Origin of the sequence: Rhizobium altiplani (assembly GCF_001542405.1) — a bacterium.
GTDB lineage: Bacteria > Pseudomonadota > Alphaproteobacteria > Rhizobiales > Rhizobiaceae > Rhizobium > Rhizobium altiplani.
The window spans coordinates 96,418-110,613 of record NZ_LNCD01000139.1 but is presented as its reverse complement, the minus strand read 5'-3'; the positions used below and the strand labels follow the sequence as shown (position 1 = coordinate 110,613).

Below are 14,196 nucleotides of genomic sequence, written 5' to 3'. Positions count from 1 at the left end.
CGGGCCTGGCTCACAAGGCCGTACCGGTCGAGCACCGCATGCACCGTGCTTCTCGCCGGGATGCGCACGTCGCCGGCCAGACGGCGCACCAGAAGCTCGCGGATCTTGCGCGCCCCCCCAGTGCGGCTTCTCCTGTTTGCAACGAACGATCATCGCCTCGACCGGTTCGGGCAACTGGTTGGCATAGCGCACCGGCCGCCGGGACCGGTCCGTCAGGGCCTCCAGCCCGTCCTCCTTGTAGCGATTGAAGATCTTGTAGCCGGTCTTGCGCGAGATCCCGAACGACCGACACACCTCGCTCATCCCTTCGCCCTCCAGCAAACGGGCGACAAATCCAAGACGCTCATCCATGACCGAAGTCTCTCTCCACGGCATCCACACCTCCCGACCAAAATCGAAAAATGTAACCCATGTCTCCGGTACGGTCTGTCACCTATCTCTCAGGTCGGGCATTAATCATAACACTGATATCAGACGATTTTCATCGATAGCTCGTTCTCGCTTGCACCTCCCTTCAGCCATGGTGGGCGGCCAGATGGGACGAGAAACCTATACTGGGACCGAGGCTCGGCGCTCCATAAGAGAATTCCACGCGGTAGCCGCGGACGGCCCACACGGCTATGATATGTTACCGATGAGAAAAAAATCCTGCGATGAAGCGACGCTGCGCCACTATATGGGTTCCGTCTGCCATCTTTGCCGTTGGTCTGATGCTCGACGGACTATCCGCCCTTGCTCATTATCAGGCTGAGCGCAGGGACAATTCCGATGCGAGCTTCGTGGTTATGGCAAATGAAAGTGTGGTTGGCGCTCTCAACGAGTTTCAGGCACATGCTCTGAGCGGCCCGATACTCGCGAGCGTAATCACTGCCAGCCGCAATGAGGCCATGCACGACGCCCTGCCGATACCTGCAGAGATTCGCCGTCAGTTGGCCGGCTATGCCAGCGAAGACTCAATGAATCGCGTCAGATACAAAATCATTAGCGACAGTTCCTTCAGCCTTGCCTACTTGCTGGAGCATGGCGGTTTTGCAGATGCAGTTACCCTAATCGATGTCGTTGTGTTCAGAGACCCGCGTGTAGCCGCGAGTCCCTGTGCGTGGGCCCATGAGTTGACGCATGTCGACCAATTCCGGGAATGGGGGGTGGAGGGTTTTGCCGTCCGATATGCGCGGGATTGGCGGACGGTCGAAAGTCAAGCTTATGCCAAAGGTGACGGCTACGACCGTTGGAAGCATCAACAGAAAGAATTCCCCAGCCTTGATGTCGATCACAAATGCAGCCTGAAATGATCGGAGTCGAGCGCCAGGCAAACGCTGCCCAAGGAGCGAGGCGCTTGGGCTAGCCAGACAAACATTCCACTGATGATCCAACCTCGACCTTCCTGAGAACTCTCTGAATTTCTAGGATCTTGTCCTTCATCAGGACCAGGAAATGGAGTTCATCCAGGCACGAGCCGCTCTTGGTGCGAACCTAACTCTCGGTAATTCGCCGCTCCTCGTCCAAAGCCACGGCAAGCTGCTTCCAGTCGAGATCCTCCTGCAGTTCGAGATACTGGCTAGGACCGACAAGATCCGCGTCGCGCAGTTCGTCGAGGCGCTTGCGTTGTGCCAGTACAGCGGCAAGGGCCAGATCACGACGGCGTGCCGGCAAAGACCCGGGGCCGTTTTCGCAGATTTCTCGATAGGCTATTCTGATGGCCTCGACCTCCGGGCCCTTCTCGCCTTCAAGGCGGCCAAGGGCAGCCTGGGCAAGAGACTTGCGTGCCATGTGGACTTCCTGCCTCGCCTTGTCCTCCCTCCCGAGCTTCAGGAGGCGGATCATGGGCGCGAGAGTTGCGCCCTGAATGACCAGTGTTGCCAGCACGACCGAGAAGGCCGTCAAAACAACGAGGTCTCGGTCGGTGAAGTCCGCAGGCAGTACGAGCGCGGTGGCAAGCGTGACCAGTCCGCGCATACCAGACCACCCAACCAGCAGCGTTTCACCATGTTCAAAGGGTGCGAGTTCATGACCGTGCCGATGCCTATAGCCGACAATCGCGTGAAAAAAGAATGCAATCGCCAAGCGCGACGCAATAACGCCTACGACGACGATCGCAGCGAACCCGATCGCCCTCTCCAGCTCGGCCGCTGACATGGCGCCTACAATGCGGCGGGCCTGCAGTCCCATCAGCAAGAAGGCAACCACATTCAACAAGAAGACCACGGTCGTCCAGACGGCAAACGAGTGGACCCGCATGCGCGGAGGATCGTCGACCTTGGCAAGGGTAGCGAGTGTCATCGCACTTGCCACTGTTGCCAGCACGGCAGAGAGGTGCAGACGCTCGGCAATCAGCCACGTCGCGAATGCATAGACGAACTGAAGCAGCGTGCCGCCAACCGTATTGTCGGTGGCGGGACGAAGTCGTGAAACCAGAAACCCGAAGCCAATGCCGAACAAGATCCCGCCCGGCGCCGCAAAAGCCATCCGCGCTACGGTTTCAGTATCGAACCCACCCCTCGCCTGGATGGTCAAAGCCGCACTGAACAGCAGCAGCGCCGTAGCATCGTTGAACAGGCTTTCGCCTTTGAGAAGTGCGTCGACCCGGCGGTCGACCGGCAGATTGGACAGGACCGCGGTGGCCGCAGCTGCATCCGGCGGTGCGACGATCGCACCGAGAGTGACTGCCACCGCGATGGGCAACCCGACGGTAAGTGCACTGATCGACACCACGACTCCAACCGTGAACAGCACTGCCACAACCGCGTAGACGAACAGCGGCACCAGCATGCGCCGCGCCGCGCCGAGGGGGAAGTCGTAGGCGGAATCGACAAGTACGGGGGCGATGAACAATGCAAGGGCGGTCGGAGGGTCGATGGGTATATCTGGCGCACCCGGCAACACCGCGACGGCAACGCCGGCTGCAGCGAGGATGCCGGGATACGGCAGCCGCATTCGTCTGGTTACCTGCAATAGCAGGATTGCGACAGCAAGCAGTGCAACGAGTGTTTCGAAGAATGTCATGCCTCGAATAGTAGCAGTCTTTAGCGCGCGTTGAAGAGGGATCGATTCCCTTGTAGAACCCGGTAGTAGAATCAGTCAAAGACGAGCGACGAGCGCCTCAAGGCGGAGCGGCGACCATGGATTACGACGTAGCGATTGTCGGTGCCGGCGCTGCTGGAATTGCGGCGGCACGGACCCTGTCCAGCGCCGGCTCCTCGGTCATCCTCCTGGAAGCGAGTGACCGCATCGGCGGTCGCGCCTGGACAATTGAGATCAGCGGAATGCCGCTCGACATGGGTTGTGGTTGGCTTCATTCGGCCGAACGCAATCCACTCGTCGAGATGGCTCGTGCTGCCGGGCTTACCATCGAAAGCGGCCCGACGGCATGGCGACGGCAATGGCGCGATTTGGGCTTCACGCCGGAAGATCAGAAGGCGGCGGAAGCAGCGTGGGACGCATTCCAAACCCGCATTCGCAGCGATCGCCAACCAAGCGACCGTGCTTCCGATGCGCTGCCGGCAAACGCGGAATGGAATGCCTATTGCGACGCGACAAGCGGATACATGAATGGGACACCGCTCGAGCGGCTGTCGATTAAAGACTTCCTTGCATACGACAATGCCGCATCCGATGCCAATTGGCGGGTTCACGAAGGCTACGGCACTCTGATTTCTTCGAGCATTCCTGATGTTGCATTGCGACCCTCGACACCTGTGCGCCGTATCGCGCTGTCCGATCGTGGAGTCCGGCTGGAGACTGACCGCGGTCCGATCACTGCCCGGAAGGCTGTGATCACGTCGTCGACCAACGTCCTTGCCAACGGTATGATCGCGTTCGATGCGGCAGTTGACGATCATCTTCACGCATCAAGCCAATTGCCGCTTGGCCTGGCAGACAAGCTATTCCTCGAACTGCACGGGAACCATGGCCTCGAGCCCGAGACCCATCTTCTCGGCGATCCCCGCAACGCCGAAACTGGCAGCTACTATATCCGTCCGCTCGGCCGACCGATTATCGAGGGCTTCTTCGGAGGCGCAGGTGCCCTGGTCATTGAGCGTGCGGGGCTGCTGGATGCGTTCGCTTTCGCGATTGAACAGTTGTCATCCCTGCTGGGTAGCGGCATACGACGGCATCTGCGGCCACTGGCCGCGACTTCGTGGTGTCGTACCGATTGGATACGCGGTTCCTACAGTCATGCGCTCCCAAATCACTCCGATGCCCGCAACATATTGGCGCGCCCAGTCGATGATCAACTGTTCTTTGCGGGCGAGGCCACCCACATCTCGGATTTCTCAACGGCGCATGGTGCCTGGGAAAGTGGTATCAGGGCCGCCAACGAAGTCTTGCGCGGCTGACTTGAAGATGTCGTAGACGCCCTGCGTTATTTGGGCGCTCAGGATTGATTGCGGCTTGAGGTCGTCATCGATATCGCGGCGAGCGTCTCTGCATCACGACCGTAAATGTCATCGAAATAGTGCACGACGCCATCTGCGGTTGGCCATGCTGTAAAGTATGAGACATATACCGGAACTTCTTCCGGTACTTGCATGTCCTTCTTTCCCCCATCGGCTATCTGTTGTGCAACAAATTCAACGGATGTTTTCAGAACCGCAGCCGCCATTGCGCGTGGGTTTTCCAACCGTACGCATCCGTGACTAAACATTCGATCCTGCGCGGCGAACTTTCCGCGCGCCGGGGTATCGTGCATGTATATGTCGTGGGGGTTCGGGAACAGGATCTTTAGCTGTCCGAGTGCATTGTCCGGCCCCGGCGGCTGAACAACAGAGATGTTCTCGAGAGGCTGGGCCCAATCGACCTTCGCGGAGGACATCGCCTTTCCTTTTACAGAAACCTTGTAACCTTCCCTGTCGAGATATGCGGGGTCGCGCTTCAGATGCGGTAGCATTTCGTTGCGAATGATCGATTGCGGCACGCCCCAGTCGGGATTGAACTGAACAGTCTTGATCGAAGCATCGAAGAAGTTCGTCTGATGATCCTGTTGCCCGATTACGGCCTTCATCGAAAGTGCCAACTGACCCTGCTCATAGTAATACGCCATGTAAGCCGGTTGATTGATGAAGACATAGCGATCAGGAAACTCCTGAGGCAGCCAACGGATTTCCTCCATCGCAACAATGACCTTATCAATGTTGGCGGCGCTATCGCCTCCCTGACCCGACGATCGCAGCCAATGAAGTTCCGCCGCAAGCTGGGCGAACTTCGGATTGCTCGGCATAAGTCGGTCGACGACCGGCATCAGATCCGGATGGGCAGACAATTGGTCGATGGCCGCCTTCAGATCAACTTGCTTCCGCTTGAAGTCATAGTAGTTGGAGAGCTGGTTGGGATCGATCCGCCCGCGGTAGTTATCCTGCAGAAACATCAAGAACTTGCCGGACAGCGATGCTTCAAATAGGGCCAAAGACTTCGCGTATTCGGGCGAGCCCCGCGGAACCGTCTCAAACGTCGTGGCGACCGCATAGTCACTGGCGCTCAGGCCCCAATCATCCGCCTGCTTCAACAGGTTCATCGCCTGCACAGCCTTGGCGGTGGGACCTCTGCCATCGACCCAGATAAGTTTTGCTTTCGGATTGCCGTAATAGGCCTCAACTGCGTCCGCTATATCGTTGTTCATCACGATCGAGACGCCGCCCATCTCGCGCAGTACCCTTGATTGATTACCTCCAACAGTCTCAAACAGTGTCGAGAACGAACTGGCTCCCTGCCGAGAAATGTGGACAGCCCGGCGCACAGGAACCGCGTAGGCATTTTTCGGGCTGGCCTGCTCGGCAAGTGCCGGCTGCGGCTCGGCCCTAACCTTGCCTTCCAACGCGGCAAACAGAACTAGACTGGCGAGCGCACCCGCGAAGAGTGTCAGTGTTCTCAGGGCCATCGGGTGTCCTCGAAACATTAAAGCAAGATCCGTGCGCTGCTACCGTTATGATCTATGAGCCAGACTACAGCGCCGACATTCGGGCGGAAGATGGGCGGTATGGACCTCGGCATGCTGCCCCTCGTCTTCCTGCTTCTGAGAAGGCCGACATGCAACAGCCTCGGCACCTACTTCCTTGACGCCGAAGACACTGGTCGCGCGAGCATTCTGGAATCCCACCCTATTTCTTCAAGCGCGAGTGTACTGACATCGTGGCACCGCTGGCGCCATGCGCGCGGCGCGCTCGCATTGTTCATGCAATTCTGGCAGCCGAGGCGGATACAGCGAGGAGATGGCGCTCCGCCGATATCAAAGAAATGGTGGTTGCTGACTAACGGAGCCGCCGCAGTGCCGAAAGGCCGGCAGCTTTCGATAAGGTTGCAGCCACGTCCTCGGCGCAGGATCGGGCGAGTTCATAGGGCTCGGCTATCATAAGCCCACTGAAGTAGTGCCTGTCGCTGCCGAGGACGGCAGAACCAGTCGTGGGGCTCGCAGTGGCGACGTAGCTGTGATGCATGTCGTTTCATAGACTTCCAACGCCCAATCTGGCGTTCATCCTCGCCGGACAACCTGCGGCCCAGGAAATAGCGGCAGTACCATTGAAACCACCCGCGGGGATCGTCCGGATATATCCAGCCTTTGGCTCGCCAGACGCTGAGTGGTTGGCTGGCACCCACGCCAAAAAAATTCAAACTCGGATCACACCAGGATGAAATCTTGGCCGCGGCGAACCATTCTTTGGGGAATTCGTCCGTGCAATCGGTCATGTACTTGCCCCCGAATACACCGAGCCTTAGCATCTCCGCAGGTGTCAGTTCCGGCGCAAAGCCCTGGTGGAAGTCTTGGCCCGTGGGCGCGGTCAGCGGATATCGATAACCCTGCTGCATCCGATCGTTCACTTCAATCCACGAAACGACCATCGGTGATCTCCCTACTCGCGTACATCATCGACTAGCTTCATAATGGGACAGACGAGTGATGCCTGCTACTTTAACTGAAACATTTCGATGTGGGCTTGCTCATGTCGAGGTTGAGGCGCGGCTGAGACCAGCCACAGCATTTCGCGGATATCGCCGTTAGATATCGATTTGCGCCACCAGAACTGCCTGCCTGCATTAAAGTTCCCTCGCTCAACGTCGAGGTTCAAAGACGGAGACCTTGCTTCGGACAATCATAAGCCATGGTGGTCAGACTGGTGGAAACGCCGAAACCCTTGGCTCCATGGGCGACGAGATCTGCGTTGTTCCGAAGATTGACGGCATCGATGCTCTTCGTCGCAAAGCCATCTGCGACTGATAGTCGATCATGATCAGCGTGTAATCCTTCGGCGTGAGGAACTGAAGCCTGGCAGCCGCAGCGGAGCTAATGAATGTGCCGGCTGGCGAGGCCGAGGCAAGGCGCAGCGCTGCGAGCGGTCACAACGGCTAGAATTGCGACCGCAGATTTGTCGTTACGCAGTTCGCATGGCCAGTTACGCAGCCGTGGAACTTGTCTGCTCCGTTGCGCCTTTCAGAAGCTTGACGAGGGCCTGTGCACCTGAGGTGGACGAGGCAGGGTTCTGGCCGGTGATGAGCCGACCGTCGGTGATGGCAAAGGGTTGCCAGTTGTCTTTCTTCTCGAAAAGTCCGCCGAGCCGTTTCAGTTCATCCTCAACAAGGAATGGCACGACGTTGGTCAGTTGAACCTCCTCCTCCTCGGTGTTGGTGAACCCTGTGACGCGCTTTCCCTTGACGATCGGCTCCCCCTTGTAGGTCACGCGATGCAAGACGCCAGGCGCGTGGCACACCGCCGCGACGGGCTTTCCGGCGTTATAGAAGGATTCGATCAAGGCGATTGAGTCCGGATCCTCGGCAAGATCCCACATCGGCCCGTGGCCGCCAGGATAGAAGACCGCGTCGAAATCGTCCGACCGCATATCCTTCAGCTTTTTCGTCGTCGCGAACACCTGCTGCGCGTCCGGATCTTTCTTGAAGCGAGCCATCGCAGCGGTCTGATTTTCGGGCAGATCGCTCTTTGGGTCGACTGGCGGTTGACCGCCCTTCGGCGAGGCGAGCGTCAGATCGATGCCGGCGTCGCGAAAGACGTAATATGGTGCTGCGCCTTCCTCGAGCCAGAAGCCCGTCTTGCGGCCGGTGCTTCCGAGTATGTCATGCGATGTGAAAACCATCAGGATCTTCATCTGTCGGCTCCTTCCTTTGCCGTTACGCAGCGAAACCGGCTGCATTAGGAGAGTATGCCGACGATTGCCGGGAAGCGCACTTGCACGTTGGTATTGGCAACACCTTGGTATTGGGTAACACCGTGCGCTGAAAGCCCTCGTTCGCGCAGTACCTGAATCGAAGCCAGACGATGGTATTCGCGATCCACTAGCCAATGGCCAAACCGGAGCGACGATGTTCTCAGGTTGGCCGCATCGATCGGAACCATAGCGGACAGAGTTGAATACGAACATCCAAACGTGCTCTCGATTCCACTATACGAAGGTGTCGCCGATACCTTAGTTCAATGGCTGCATTTCCTCTTTGGTGACTTGTTACTCGCCAGCAAGCTAACTCCAGGAGGCTCTCATGTCCCATAACCAACCGGCGGTTTCGCGCCGTACACTTCTCGCAGTGGCAGCATCAATCAGTGCATTGGGCGTGCTTCCTGAAGCGTTTGCCGCGAGTGGCGATCCAAACGCGATCAAACCATTTCGATTCTCGGCTAAGGATGCGGAGCTATCGGATCTTGCCCGGCGGGTCGCGGCGACCAGGTGGCCTGACCGGGAAACGGTCAAGGATCACTCGCAGGGCGTCCAGCTCGCTACCATCAGGAAGCTCGCCGACCACTGGGCCAAGCACTACGACTGGCGCAAAATCGAAACGAAACTGAACTCCTACCCGCAGTTCACCACGAAGATCGACGGGTTGGACTTTCACTTCATCCATGTGAAATCTAAGCACGCAAATGCCCTGCCGATCCTTGTCACCCATGGATGGCCCGGTTCCATCATCGAACAGCTCAAAATCATCGAGCCCCTGACCGATCCGACCGCGCACGGCGGCAGCGCCGATGACGCCTTCCACGTCGTCATCCCATCGCTTCCGGGTTACGGCTTCTCCGGCAAACCGACAGAGCCCGGATGGAACCCTCCCCGCATTGCCAAGGCATGGGCTGTACTGATGCAGCGCCTCGGCTACCCAAAATACGTCGCGCAGGGCGGCGACTGGGGCAACGCCGTTACCGAGCTGATGGCTGTGCAAGAGCCTCCGGGATTGCTCGGCATCCATACCAACATGGCAGCAACCGTTCCCGCCGACATATCCAAGGCGCTGTCAGCCGGCACGCCGCCTGCCAACCTTACGCCTGATGAAAAGCGCGCGTGGGACCAGCTCGACGATTTCTACAAGAATGGTCTTGGCTACGCCATCGAGATGAACAACCGTCCGCAGACGCTTTACGGCATCGTCGACTCACCGATCGGTCTTGCCTCATGGATGCTTGACCATGACATCCGCAGCTATGACATGATCGCTCGCGTCTTCGACGGCAAAACGGAAGGCCTGACGAAGGACGATATCCTCGACAATATCACGCTCTACTGGCTGACCAATACGGCGATCTCTTCCTCCCGACTGTACTGGGATAACGCGCACTTCCCTTCGGGTGGTTTCTTCGATCCGCGCGGCATCAAGATACCGGTCGCGGTCAGTGCCTTCCCGGACGAGATTTACCAGGCTCCCCAGAGCTGGGCCGAGAAGGCATACCCGAAGCTCATCTTCTACAACCGGCCTCCCAAGGGCGGCCATTTCGCAGCCTGGGAGCAGCCGATGCTTCTCACGGCCGATCTGCGCGCCGCCTTCAAGCCGCTCCGAAAATCGATGTGACGGCGTCTGCGGCGTTCCCTGGTGCCGCAAAATTCCCACCCATTGGATGAAGGAGAAAGACAATGTCAGACAACCAGATCGTCGATTCCAGCTTCACGGCCATCATCAACGCGTCGATCGAGAAGATCGACATCCCGACGTGGTGCTTCACGCTGCCCGAAAAGGAATACCAGGGCTGTTCGCCCGCCCATATCGCTGCCGGCTTCACTACCGCTCCAGACGGTACGCGCATGTCGATCAACGTCGAAACGATCGGCGGCAGCCTGATGGTGCAGCACTACGTCGAAACGCTCGGCGAAAGGGATCATCTGATCCTTGATTCCGACTCTGATGTGTTCACGCCGACGGGCCGGGTAGCCATTCACGTGACCTGGGAACTAAGCGTCAAGGCAATCGACAAAAATCACTGCGAATTTACCAACCGGGTTCAGTCCTTCGCGACCCCGGACATGCTCGCCTCGCTCGACCGGCAGGGCATTCCTTTCGAGATCTTCCGCACGCAGCGCCAGCCGATGTCGATCGCCCATAACAAGGGCGAGACGCCACTGTTCGCAGCCAGCATCGAGCGCCACGCGCTCCGCAGCCAACAGCCGTCGAAAGCAGCCTGAAGCCCAAAGGAGCCGATAATCATGCATCTGTCATACGAGCGCGGTATCACCGGTCTTCTGGTGGTCGACCCGTACAACGACTTCATCACTGAAGGCGGCAAGATCTGGCCACGCATCAAGGAAGTCGCCGAAGCCAACAATTGCGTGCCGCACATGGAGCAAATCCTCAGTACGGCACGACAGGTCAAGATTCCCGTCTTCTTTGCCATGCACCACAGGTACCGCGAAGGCGACTACAAGAACTGGAAGTACATTGCGCCTATTCAAAAGCTTGCGTGGAACCGTAGGAGTTTTGAATACGGGACCTGGGGCGGAGAGTTCAAGGCCGAGTTTGTACCCGCGTCCGGCGAGATTGTCGCCTCGGAGCATTGGTGCTCCAGCGGCTTTGCCAACACCGATCTCGATCTGCAGCTCAAGAGGCAGGGCATTCACAAACTCATTGTCATAGGGCTGATCGCACACACCTGCATCGAGGCGACCGTGCGTTTCGCGGCAGAGCTTGGATACGACGTGACAGTCGTGAAGGACGCCGTCGCCGACTACTCCGACGAGATGATGCACGCGGCGCTGGTGATCAATATGCCGAACTATGCGAGCGCGATCGTAACCACTGAGCAGATTGTTGATGCGCTGAAAACCATGGAGCCCGTGGCCCCTGCCACCTGAGACAACCAGTCATAGCGCCTGCCCACAGACGCCGGCGCTGCTCGTCGGTCGTACGGGACCGAAAACGACGTCCGTCGGTTCCATCGCAGCTTCACACAGCCGATGCCTCGATCAATGCCTTTGCCTCGAGAAGCCTCGGGCTGCTGAAGCCCTCAGTGAATCGCCGATAGACAGGAAGCAGAACACTCGGAACGCTTGCCTGGCGGAACGCACCAAGGCTGACGCCCGCGTTCAATTCCCAATACAGTGCTCCCTGCTTCGCCGCTTCCGCCATCGCCTGTTGAAAAAGACCTTCGATCAGGGACGTCTCGCTTGAGCCTTGCGCCTTGAGCACTTCTGCTTTCCGCCTCAGGATTTCGGGCACCATCCAACGGTAGCCTTTCTCTTCCGAGAACAGCAACGCGTTGGCGACCTCGTTCAAAGCCTCGTTGAAACGCCCCATTGACTGTAGCGCAGCTGCGGACTCACAGAGGTAGAAAGGATAGAACAACAGGTAGGCCCCACTACGCAGTTCCACGAGGCCGGTTCGAAGAGCCTCGATACCCTCGGCCGGGCTACCCGTTCGATAGGCGAGACTGCCCTTGATGCACAAGCCGGCGGCTTGGAAGGGTCGAAGACCGTGCTTGGATGCCTCCGCTAAAAGCTCCTCGCCCCATTCCTGCGCGCGGTCCAGATCGTTAAGCGTTAACGAAACGAAGGAAGCCGACCATGCGAGCGCGACGCAGAGGACGAAAGGCTGCCGTGTCTCTCGGGCCTCCTGTATGGCGACCTCTGCTGTAAGAATTGCGGCGTCCAGTCGGCCACCTGCGATCAGGTTCACTGTGTTGTGAGCCAGAGAAGACGTTCGTACGTCCGCTTCCAATCGCAGCAAGTCTGTCCGGCGGTTCACCAGCGGATAGTGTGTGGCCGCCCATTCAAGCCTCTCGCCGGCTTCTTGATGGAGCGCCTGATAGGTCTGGGGAATGCCGACAAGCCATGAGGCCGTTGCGCGTCCGCGCATATCGTGTTCTTCAACTGCCCCCTCATATTCGCGCGCATAGGCTAGAGCGTCGCTCAATTCCGCCGAGCGGGCGGAGAAGAGCCACAGGGCGCAGGTTAGGCGCTGGCGATAGTCGTAGTCGTTCAGATCCCTGGCAAGTGCCAGCGCGCCGGTGAGCACTTCCTTTCCGCGCTCGTTCATTCCCTGAGTGTAGATGAGCGCGTATCCCAGAGCACATCGCAAGACCATCTCGGTGCGCGAGCCGTTTTCTTCTCCGATGCTCTCCAGCGCGCGCTCAGCCCAGTCGCCAGCTTCGGAGACCAGCGATATTGCCGTCCAAAAGTCGCTTGACGCGGCAGCAAGCTTCGCGCCGAGCACGCCATCGCCGGTTTCCGAGAACGCCCATCTCAAGGCCGCACGCACGTTGTCGGTCTCCTTTCGGTAGCGACCGATATTGTCGAGCGCCGTCTGAAGGGAGCGCTCCTCCGAAAAAGGTTTAAACAGCTTGAGGAAGTATTTCGTAACTCGAGACATTGTTCGCCGAAACTCGTCCCGAGCTCCCAGCTTTTCCAGCGAGTAGACCCGCACAGTCTCAAGAAGGCGCCAGCGCGGAGCAGCGTCGAAACCGTCGAATGCGATCAAAGATTTTGAGACGAGATTTGATATCACGAGCGCCGTTTCCGCTTCCCCGTCGCCGCTGACCGCTACCGCCGCGTCCAGAGTAAAGCCGCCAGGAAAAGTCGCCAGGCTACAAAGCAATTCCCGTTCCGCGTCCGGCAGAAGTTGATAGCTCCAGTCCAGGGTAGCGCGGAGCGTCTGATGACGAGGCAGTGCCGTCCGGCGCCCGCCAGTGAGCAGCACGAAACGATCGTCGAGCCGGCCGGCGATCTGCTCTATCCCCAGCGTCGCAGCACGTGCCGCTGCAAATTCGATTGCCAGCGGTATGCCGTCGAGATGCCGACAAATCCCGGCAATGGCCAAGAGCTTCTCCGTGTCGTCCGCGAAATCCCGTTGCAGCGCTCGAGCGCGCGCCACGAAGAGTTGGATGGCGCTGTGCTCCAGAGCGCTGGTCGCCTCCTCCCTAGCTGGCACCTCCAAAGGTGGGACGCGATAAGCGAACTCTCCCTCGATCCTCAGCAATTCTCGACTTGTCGCAAGGACCGTCACATTTGGGCACGTGCGGACAAGTGCCTCGATCATCGCTGCCGCAGCATCGATGACGTGTTCGCAGTTGTCGACAACGAGCAGCATCGTTCGCCCACCAATGCAACGCGCGACGACCTGGGCCGAGATTTCGTCACCTTGAAGTTGGAGGTCGAGAGTTTGAGCCAAGGTTGTCGGAACTAGGTTGGGGTCCTGCAGCGAAACCAGCTCGATGAAGAAGGCGTCTCCTTCGACGCTGGGCAAAAGACTACGGGCGATTTCGGATGCAAGTACCGTCTTGCCGATCCCGCCGGGGCCTGTCAGCGTCACGACCCGATAAGCGGATGCGAGCGTAAGAAGCTCAGCCACGGCATTCTCACGACCGATAAGATCAGATATCGACGCCGGGATCTTGGAAACGTAACGGGCGTCGGCTGAATGAGTTTTCACCGACGGCGCCGCTCCGTTGAGCGATGGCGCGCCAGATTTCCAGTTGCCAAGAAGTCGGTATCCACGGCCGGAGATCGTCTTGAGCAGATTCCGGTCTTTTCCCAGAGCCTTTCGAATGGCCGATATGTGGACCTGGAGTGTATTCTCCTCTACGACGATCCCAGGCCATACGCGGCGCATCAGATTCTCCTTCGACACGGCGTCTCCACCGGCCACAACGAGGACCTCGAGGATGTCGAATGCGCGGCTTCCGATCGGAACGGGTGCGCCGAGAGCCCTGAGCTCCCGCTTTGCGAGATCCATCTCCCAGCCGCAGAATTCGAAAAGGCCCCGTTCGATCTGTCCCAAAGCGATCCGATCTCTCTTGCCAATGCCAAATAGTTCAGCGGCATCTGTAACCGCCGCGGCGATTCATGACGGCGGAGACGCCGCACCGGATACTTCAGGATATTTCAGATTCTCTCAACCCACTTAAGTCGCTTCACGGGCGGTATTGGCTTAGACAATAGCCATTCTTGTTGGCGAGCTTCGCGCTGTCGGCGCATTCTAAGATAGATACCACTTCGACGT

Annotated in this window: 10 protein-coding genes and 2 pseudogenes; 5 read left to right on the top strand and 7 right to left on the bottom strand. The window is 58.5% G+C overall.

Features of this window, described 5'->3' with window-relative positions; translation table 11 throughout:
• Positions 1 to 375 (bottom strand): annotated as a pseudogene (locus AS026_RS35070) (helix-turn-helix domain-containing protein); the annotation flags it as partial.
• A 335-nt stretch (positions 376 to 710) separates the two neighbouring features.
• On the opposite strand from AS026_RS35070, the gene AS026_RS35065 reads away from it, so the two are divergent.
• Positions 711 to 1,292 carry an eCIS core domain-containing protein gene (locus AS026_RS35065; RefSeq protein WP_245307735.1) on the top strand — a complete coding sequence of 194 codons (582 nt, stop codon included), beginning with the start codon at positions 711 to 713 and terminating at the stop codon, positions 1,290 to 1,292.
• 181 nt (positions 1,293 to 1,473) lie between these two features.
• Here the strand turns inward: AS026_RS35065 and AS026_RS35060 are convergent, their stop codons facing one another.
• Complete coding sequence (locus AS026_RS35060) at positions 1,474 to 3,003, bottom strand: cation:proton antiporter (RefSeq protein ID WP_062375489.1); 1,530 nt, start codon at positions 3,001 to 3,003, stop codon at positions 1,474 to 1,476.
• A 116-nt stretch (positions 3,004 to 3,119) separates the two neighbouring features.
• Between AS026_RS35060 and AS026_RS35055 the strand changes: the two genes are divergently transcribed.
• Positions 3,120 to 4,337 (top strand): flavin monoamine oxidase family protein, encoded by a 1,218-nt coding sequence (locus tag AS026_RS35055; protein ID WP_062375487.1) that lies wholly within the window; start codon positions 3,120 to 3,122, stop codon positions 4,335 to 4,337.
• A 38-nt stretch (positions 4,338 to 4,375) separates the two neighbouring features.
• Here the strand turns inward: AS026_RS35055 and AS026_RS35050 are convergent, their stop codons facing one another.
• The 4 genes and pseudogenes from AS026_RS35050 to AS026_RS35040 all read right to left on the bottom strand — a co-directional run bounded on the left by AS026_RS35050 (position 4,376) and on the right by AS026_RS35040 (position 8,093).
• Positions 4,376 to 5,875: a L,D-transpeptidase family protein gene (locus tag AS026_RS35050; RefSeq protein WP_062375485.1), complete on the bottom strand. Its 1,500-nt coding sequence runs from the start codon at positions 5,873 to 5,875 to the stop codon at positions 4,376 to 4,378.
• A gap of 452 nt (positions 5,876 to 6,327) precedes the next feature.
• Positions 6,328 to 6,834, bottom strand: a complete 507-nt coding sequence (locus AS026_RS35045; RefSeq protein ID WP_062375483.1) for a hypothetical protein — start codon at positions 6,832 to 6,834, stop codon at positions 6,328 to 6,330.
• Between the two features lie 256 nt (positions 6,835 to 7,090).
• Positions 7,091 to 7,221, bottom strand: a pseudogene (locus AS026_RS43855) (hydrolase); the annotation flags it as partial.
• 164 nt (positions 7,222 to 7,385) lie between these two features.
• Positions 7,386 to 8,093 carry a type 1 glutamine amidotransferase domain-containing protein gene (locus tag AS026_RS35040; protein WP_062375503.1) on the bottom strand — a complete coding sequence of 236 codons (708 nt, stop codon included), beginning with the start codon at positions 8,091 to 8,093 and terminating at the stop codon, positions 7,386 to 7,388.
• Between the two features lie 388 nt (positions 8,094 to 8,481).
• Between AS026_RS35040 and AS026_RS35030 the strand changes: the two genes are divergently transcribed.
• The 3 genes from AS026_RS35030 to AS026_RS35020 all read left to right on the top strand — a co-directional run bounded on the left by AS026_RS35030 (position 8,482) and on the right by AS026_RS35020 (position 11,054).
• Complete coding sequence (locus AS026_RS35030) at positions 8,482 to 9,780, top strand: epoxide hydrolase family protein (RefSeq protein ID WP_062375478.1); 1,299 nt, start codon at positions 8,482 to 8,484, stop codon at positions 9,778 to 9,780.
• A gap of 62 nt (positions 9,781 to 9,842) precedes the next feature.
• Positions 9,843 to 10,388 carry a hypothetical protein gene (locus AS026_RS35025; RefSeq protein ID WP_062375475.1) on the top strand — a complete coding sequence of 182 codons (546 nt, stop codon included), beginning with the start codon at positions 9,843 to 9,845 and terminating at the stop codon, positions 10,386 to 10,388.
• Positions 10,389 to 10,406: 18 nt separating this feature from the next.
• Positions 10,407 to 11,054 carry a cysteine hydrolase family protein gene (locus tag AS026_RS35020; protein WP_100248236.1) on the top strand — a complete coding sequence of 216 codons (648 nt, stop codon included), beginning with the start codon at positions 10,407 to 10,409 and terminating at the stop codon, positions 11,052 to 11,054.
• 91 nt (positions 11,055 to 11,145) lie between these two features.
• On the opposite strand, the gene AS026_RS35015 is transcribed toward AS026_RS35020, so the two are convergent.
• Positions 11,146 to 13,974, bottom strand: a complete 2,829-nt coding sequence (locus tag AS026_RS35015; protein ID WP_062375470.1) for an ATP-binding protein — start codon at positions 13,972 to 13,974, stop codon at positions 11,146 to 11,148.
• Positions 13,975 to 14,196 lie beyond the last annotated feature (222 nt).

What these genes read in the sequence shown, in the direction of transcription:
- AS026_RS35060 (WP_062375489.1), bottom strand. Translation starts at nt 3,003, where the DNA reads ATGACATTCTTCGAAACACTCGTTGCACTGCTTGCTGTCGCAATCCTG.
- AS026_RS35030 (WP_062375478.1), top strand. Translation starts at nt 8,482, where the DNA reads ATGTCCCATAACCAACCGGCGGTTTCGCGCCGTACACTTCTCGCAGTG.
- AS026_RS35045 (WP_062375483.1), bottom strand. Translation starts at nt 6,834, where the DNA reads ATGGTCGTTTCGTGGATTGAAGTGAACGATCGGATGCAGCAGGGTTAT.
- AS026_RS35050 (WP_062375485.1), bottom strand. Translation starts at nt 5,875, where the DNA reads ATGGCCCTGAGAACACTGACACTCTTCGCGGGTGCGCTCGCCAGTCTA.
- AS026_RS35055 (WP_062375487.1), top strand. Translation starts at nt 3,120, where the DNA reads ATGGATTACGACGTAGCGATTGTCGGTGCCGGCGCTGCTGGAATTGCG.
- AS026_RS35065 (WP_245307735.1), top strand. Translation starts at nt 711, where the DNA reads ATGCTCGACGGACTATCCGCCCTTGCTCATTATCAGGCTGAGCGCAGG.
- AS026_RS35040 (WP_062375503.1), bottom strand. Translation starts at nt 8,093, where the DNA reads ATGAAGATCCTGATGGTTTTCACATCGCATGACATACTCGGAAGCACC.
- AS026_RS35025 (WP_062375475.1), top strand. Translation starts at nt 9,843, where the DNA reads ATGTCAGACAACCAGATCGTCGATTCCAGCTTCACGGCCATCATCAAC.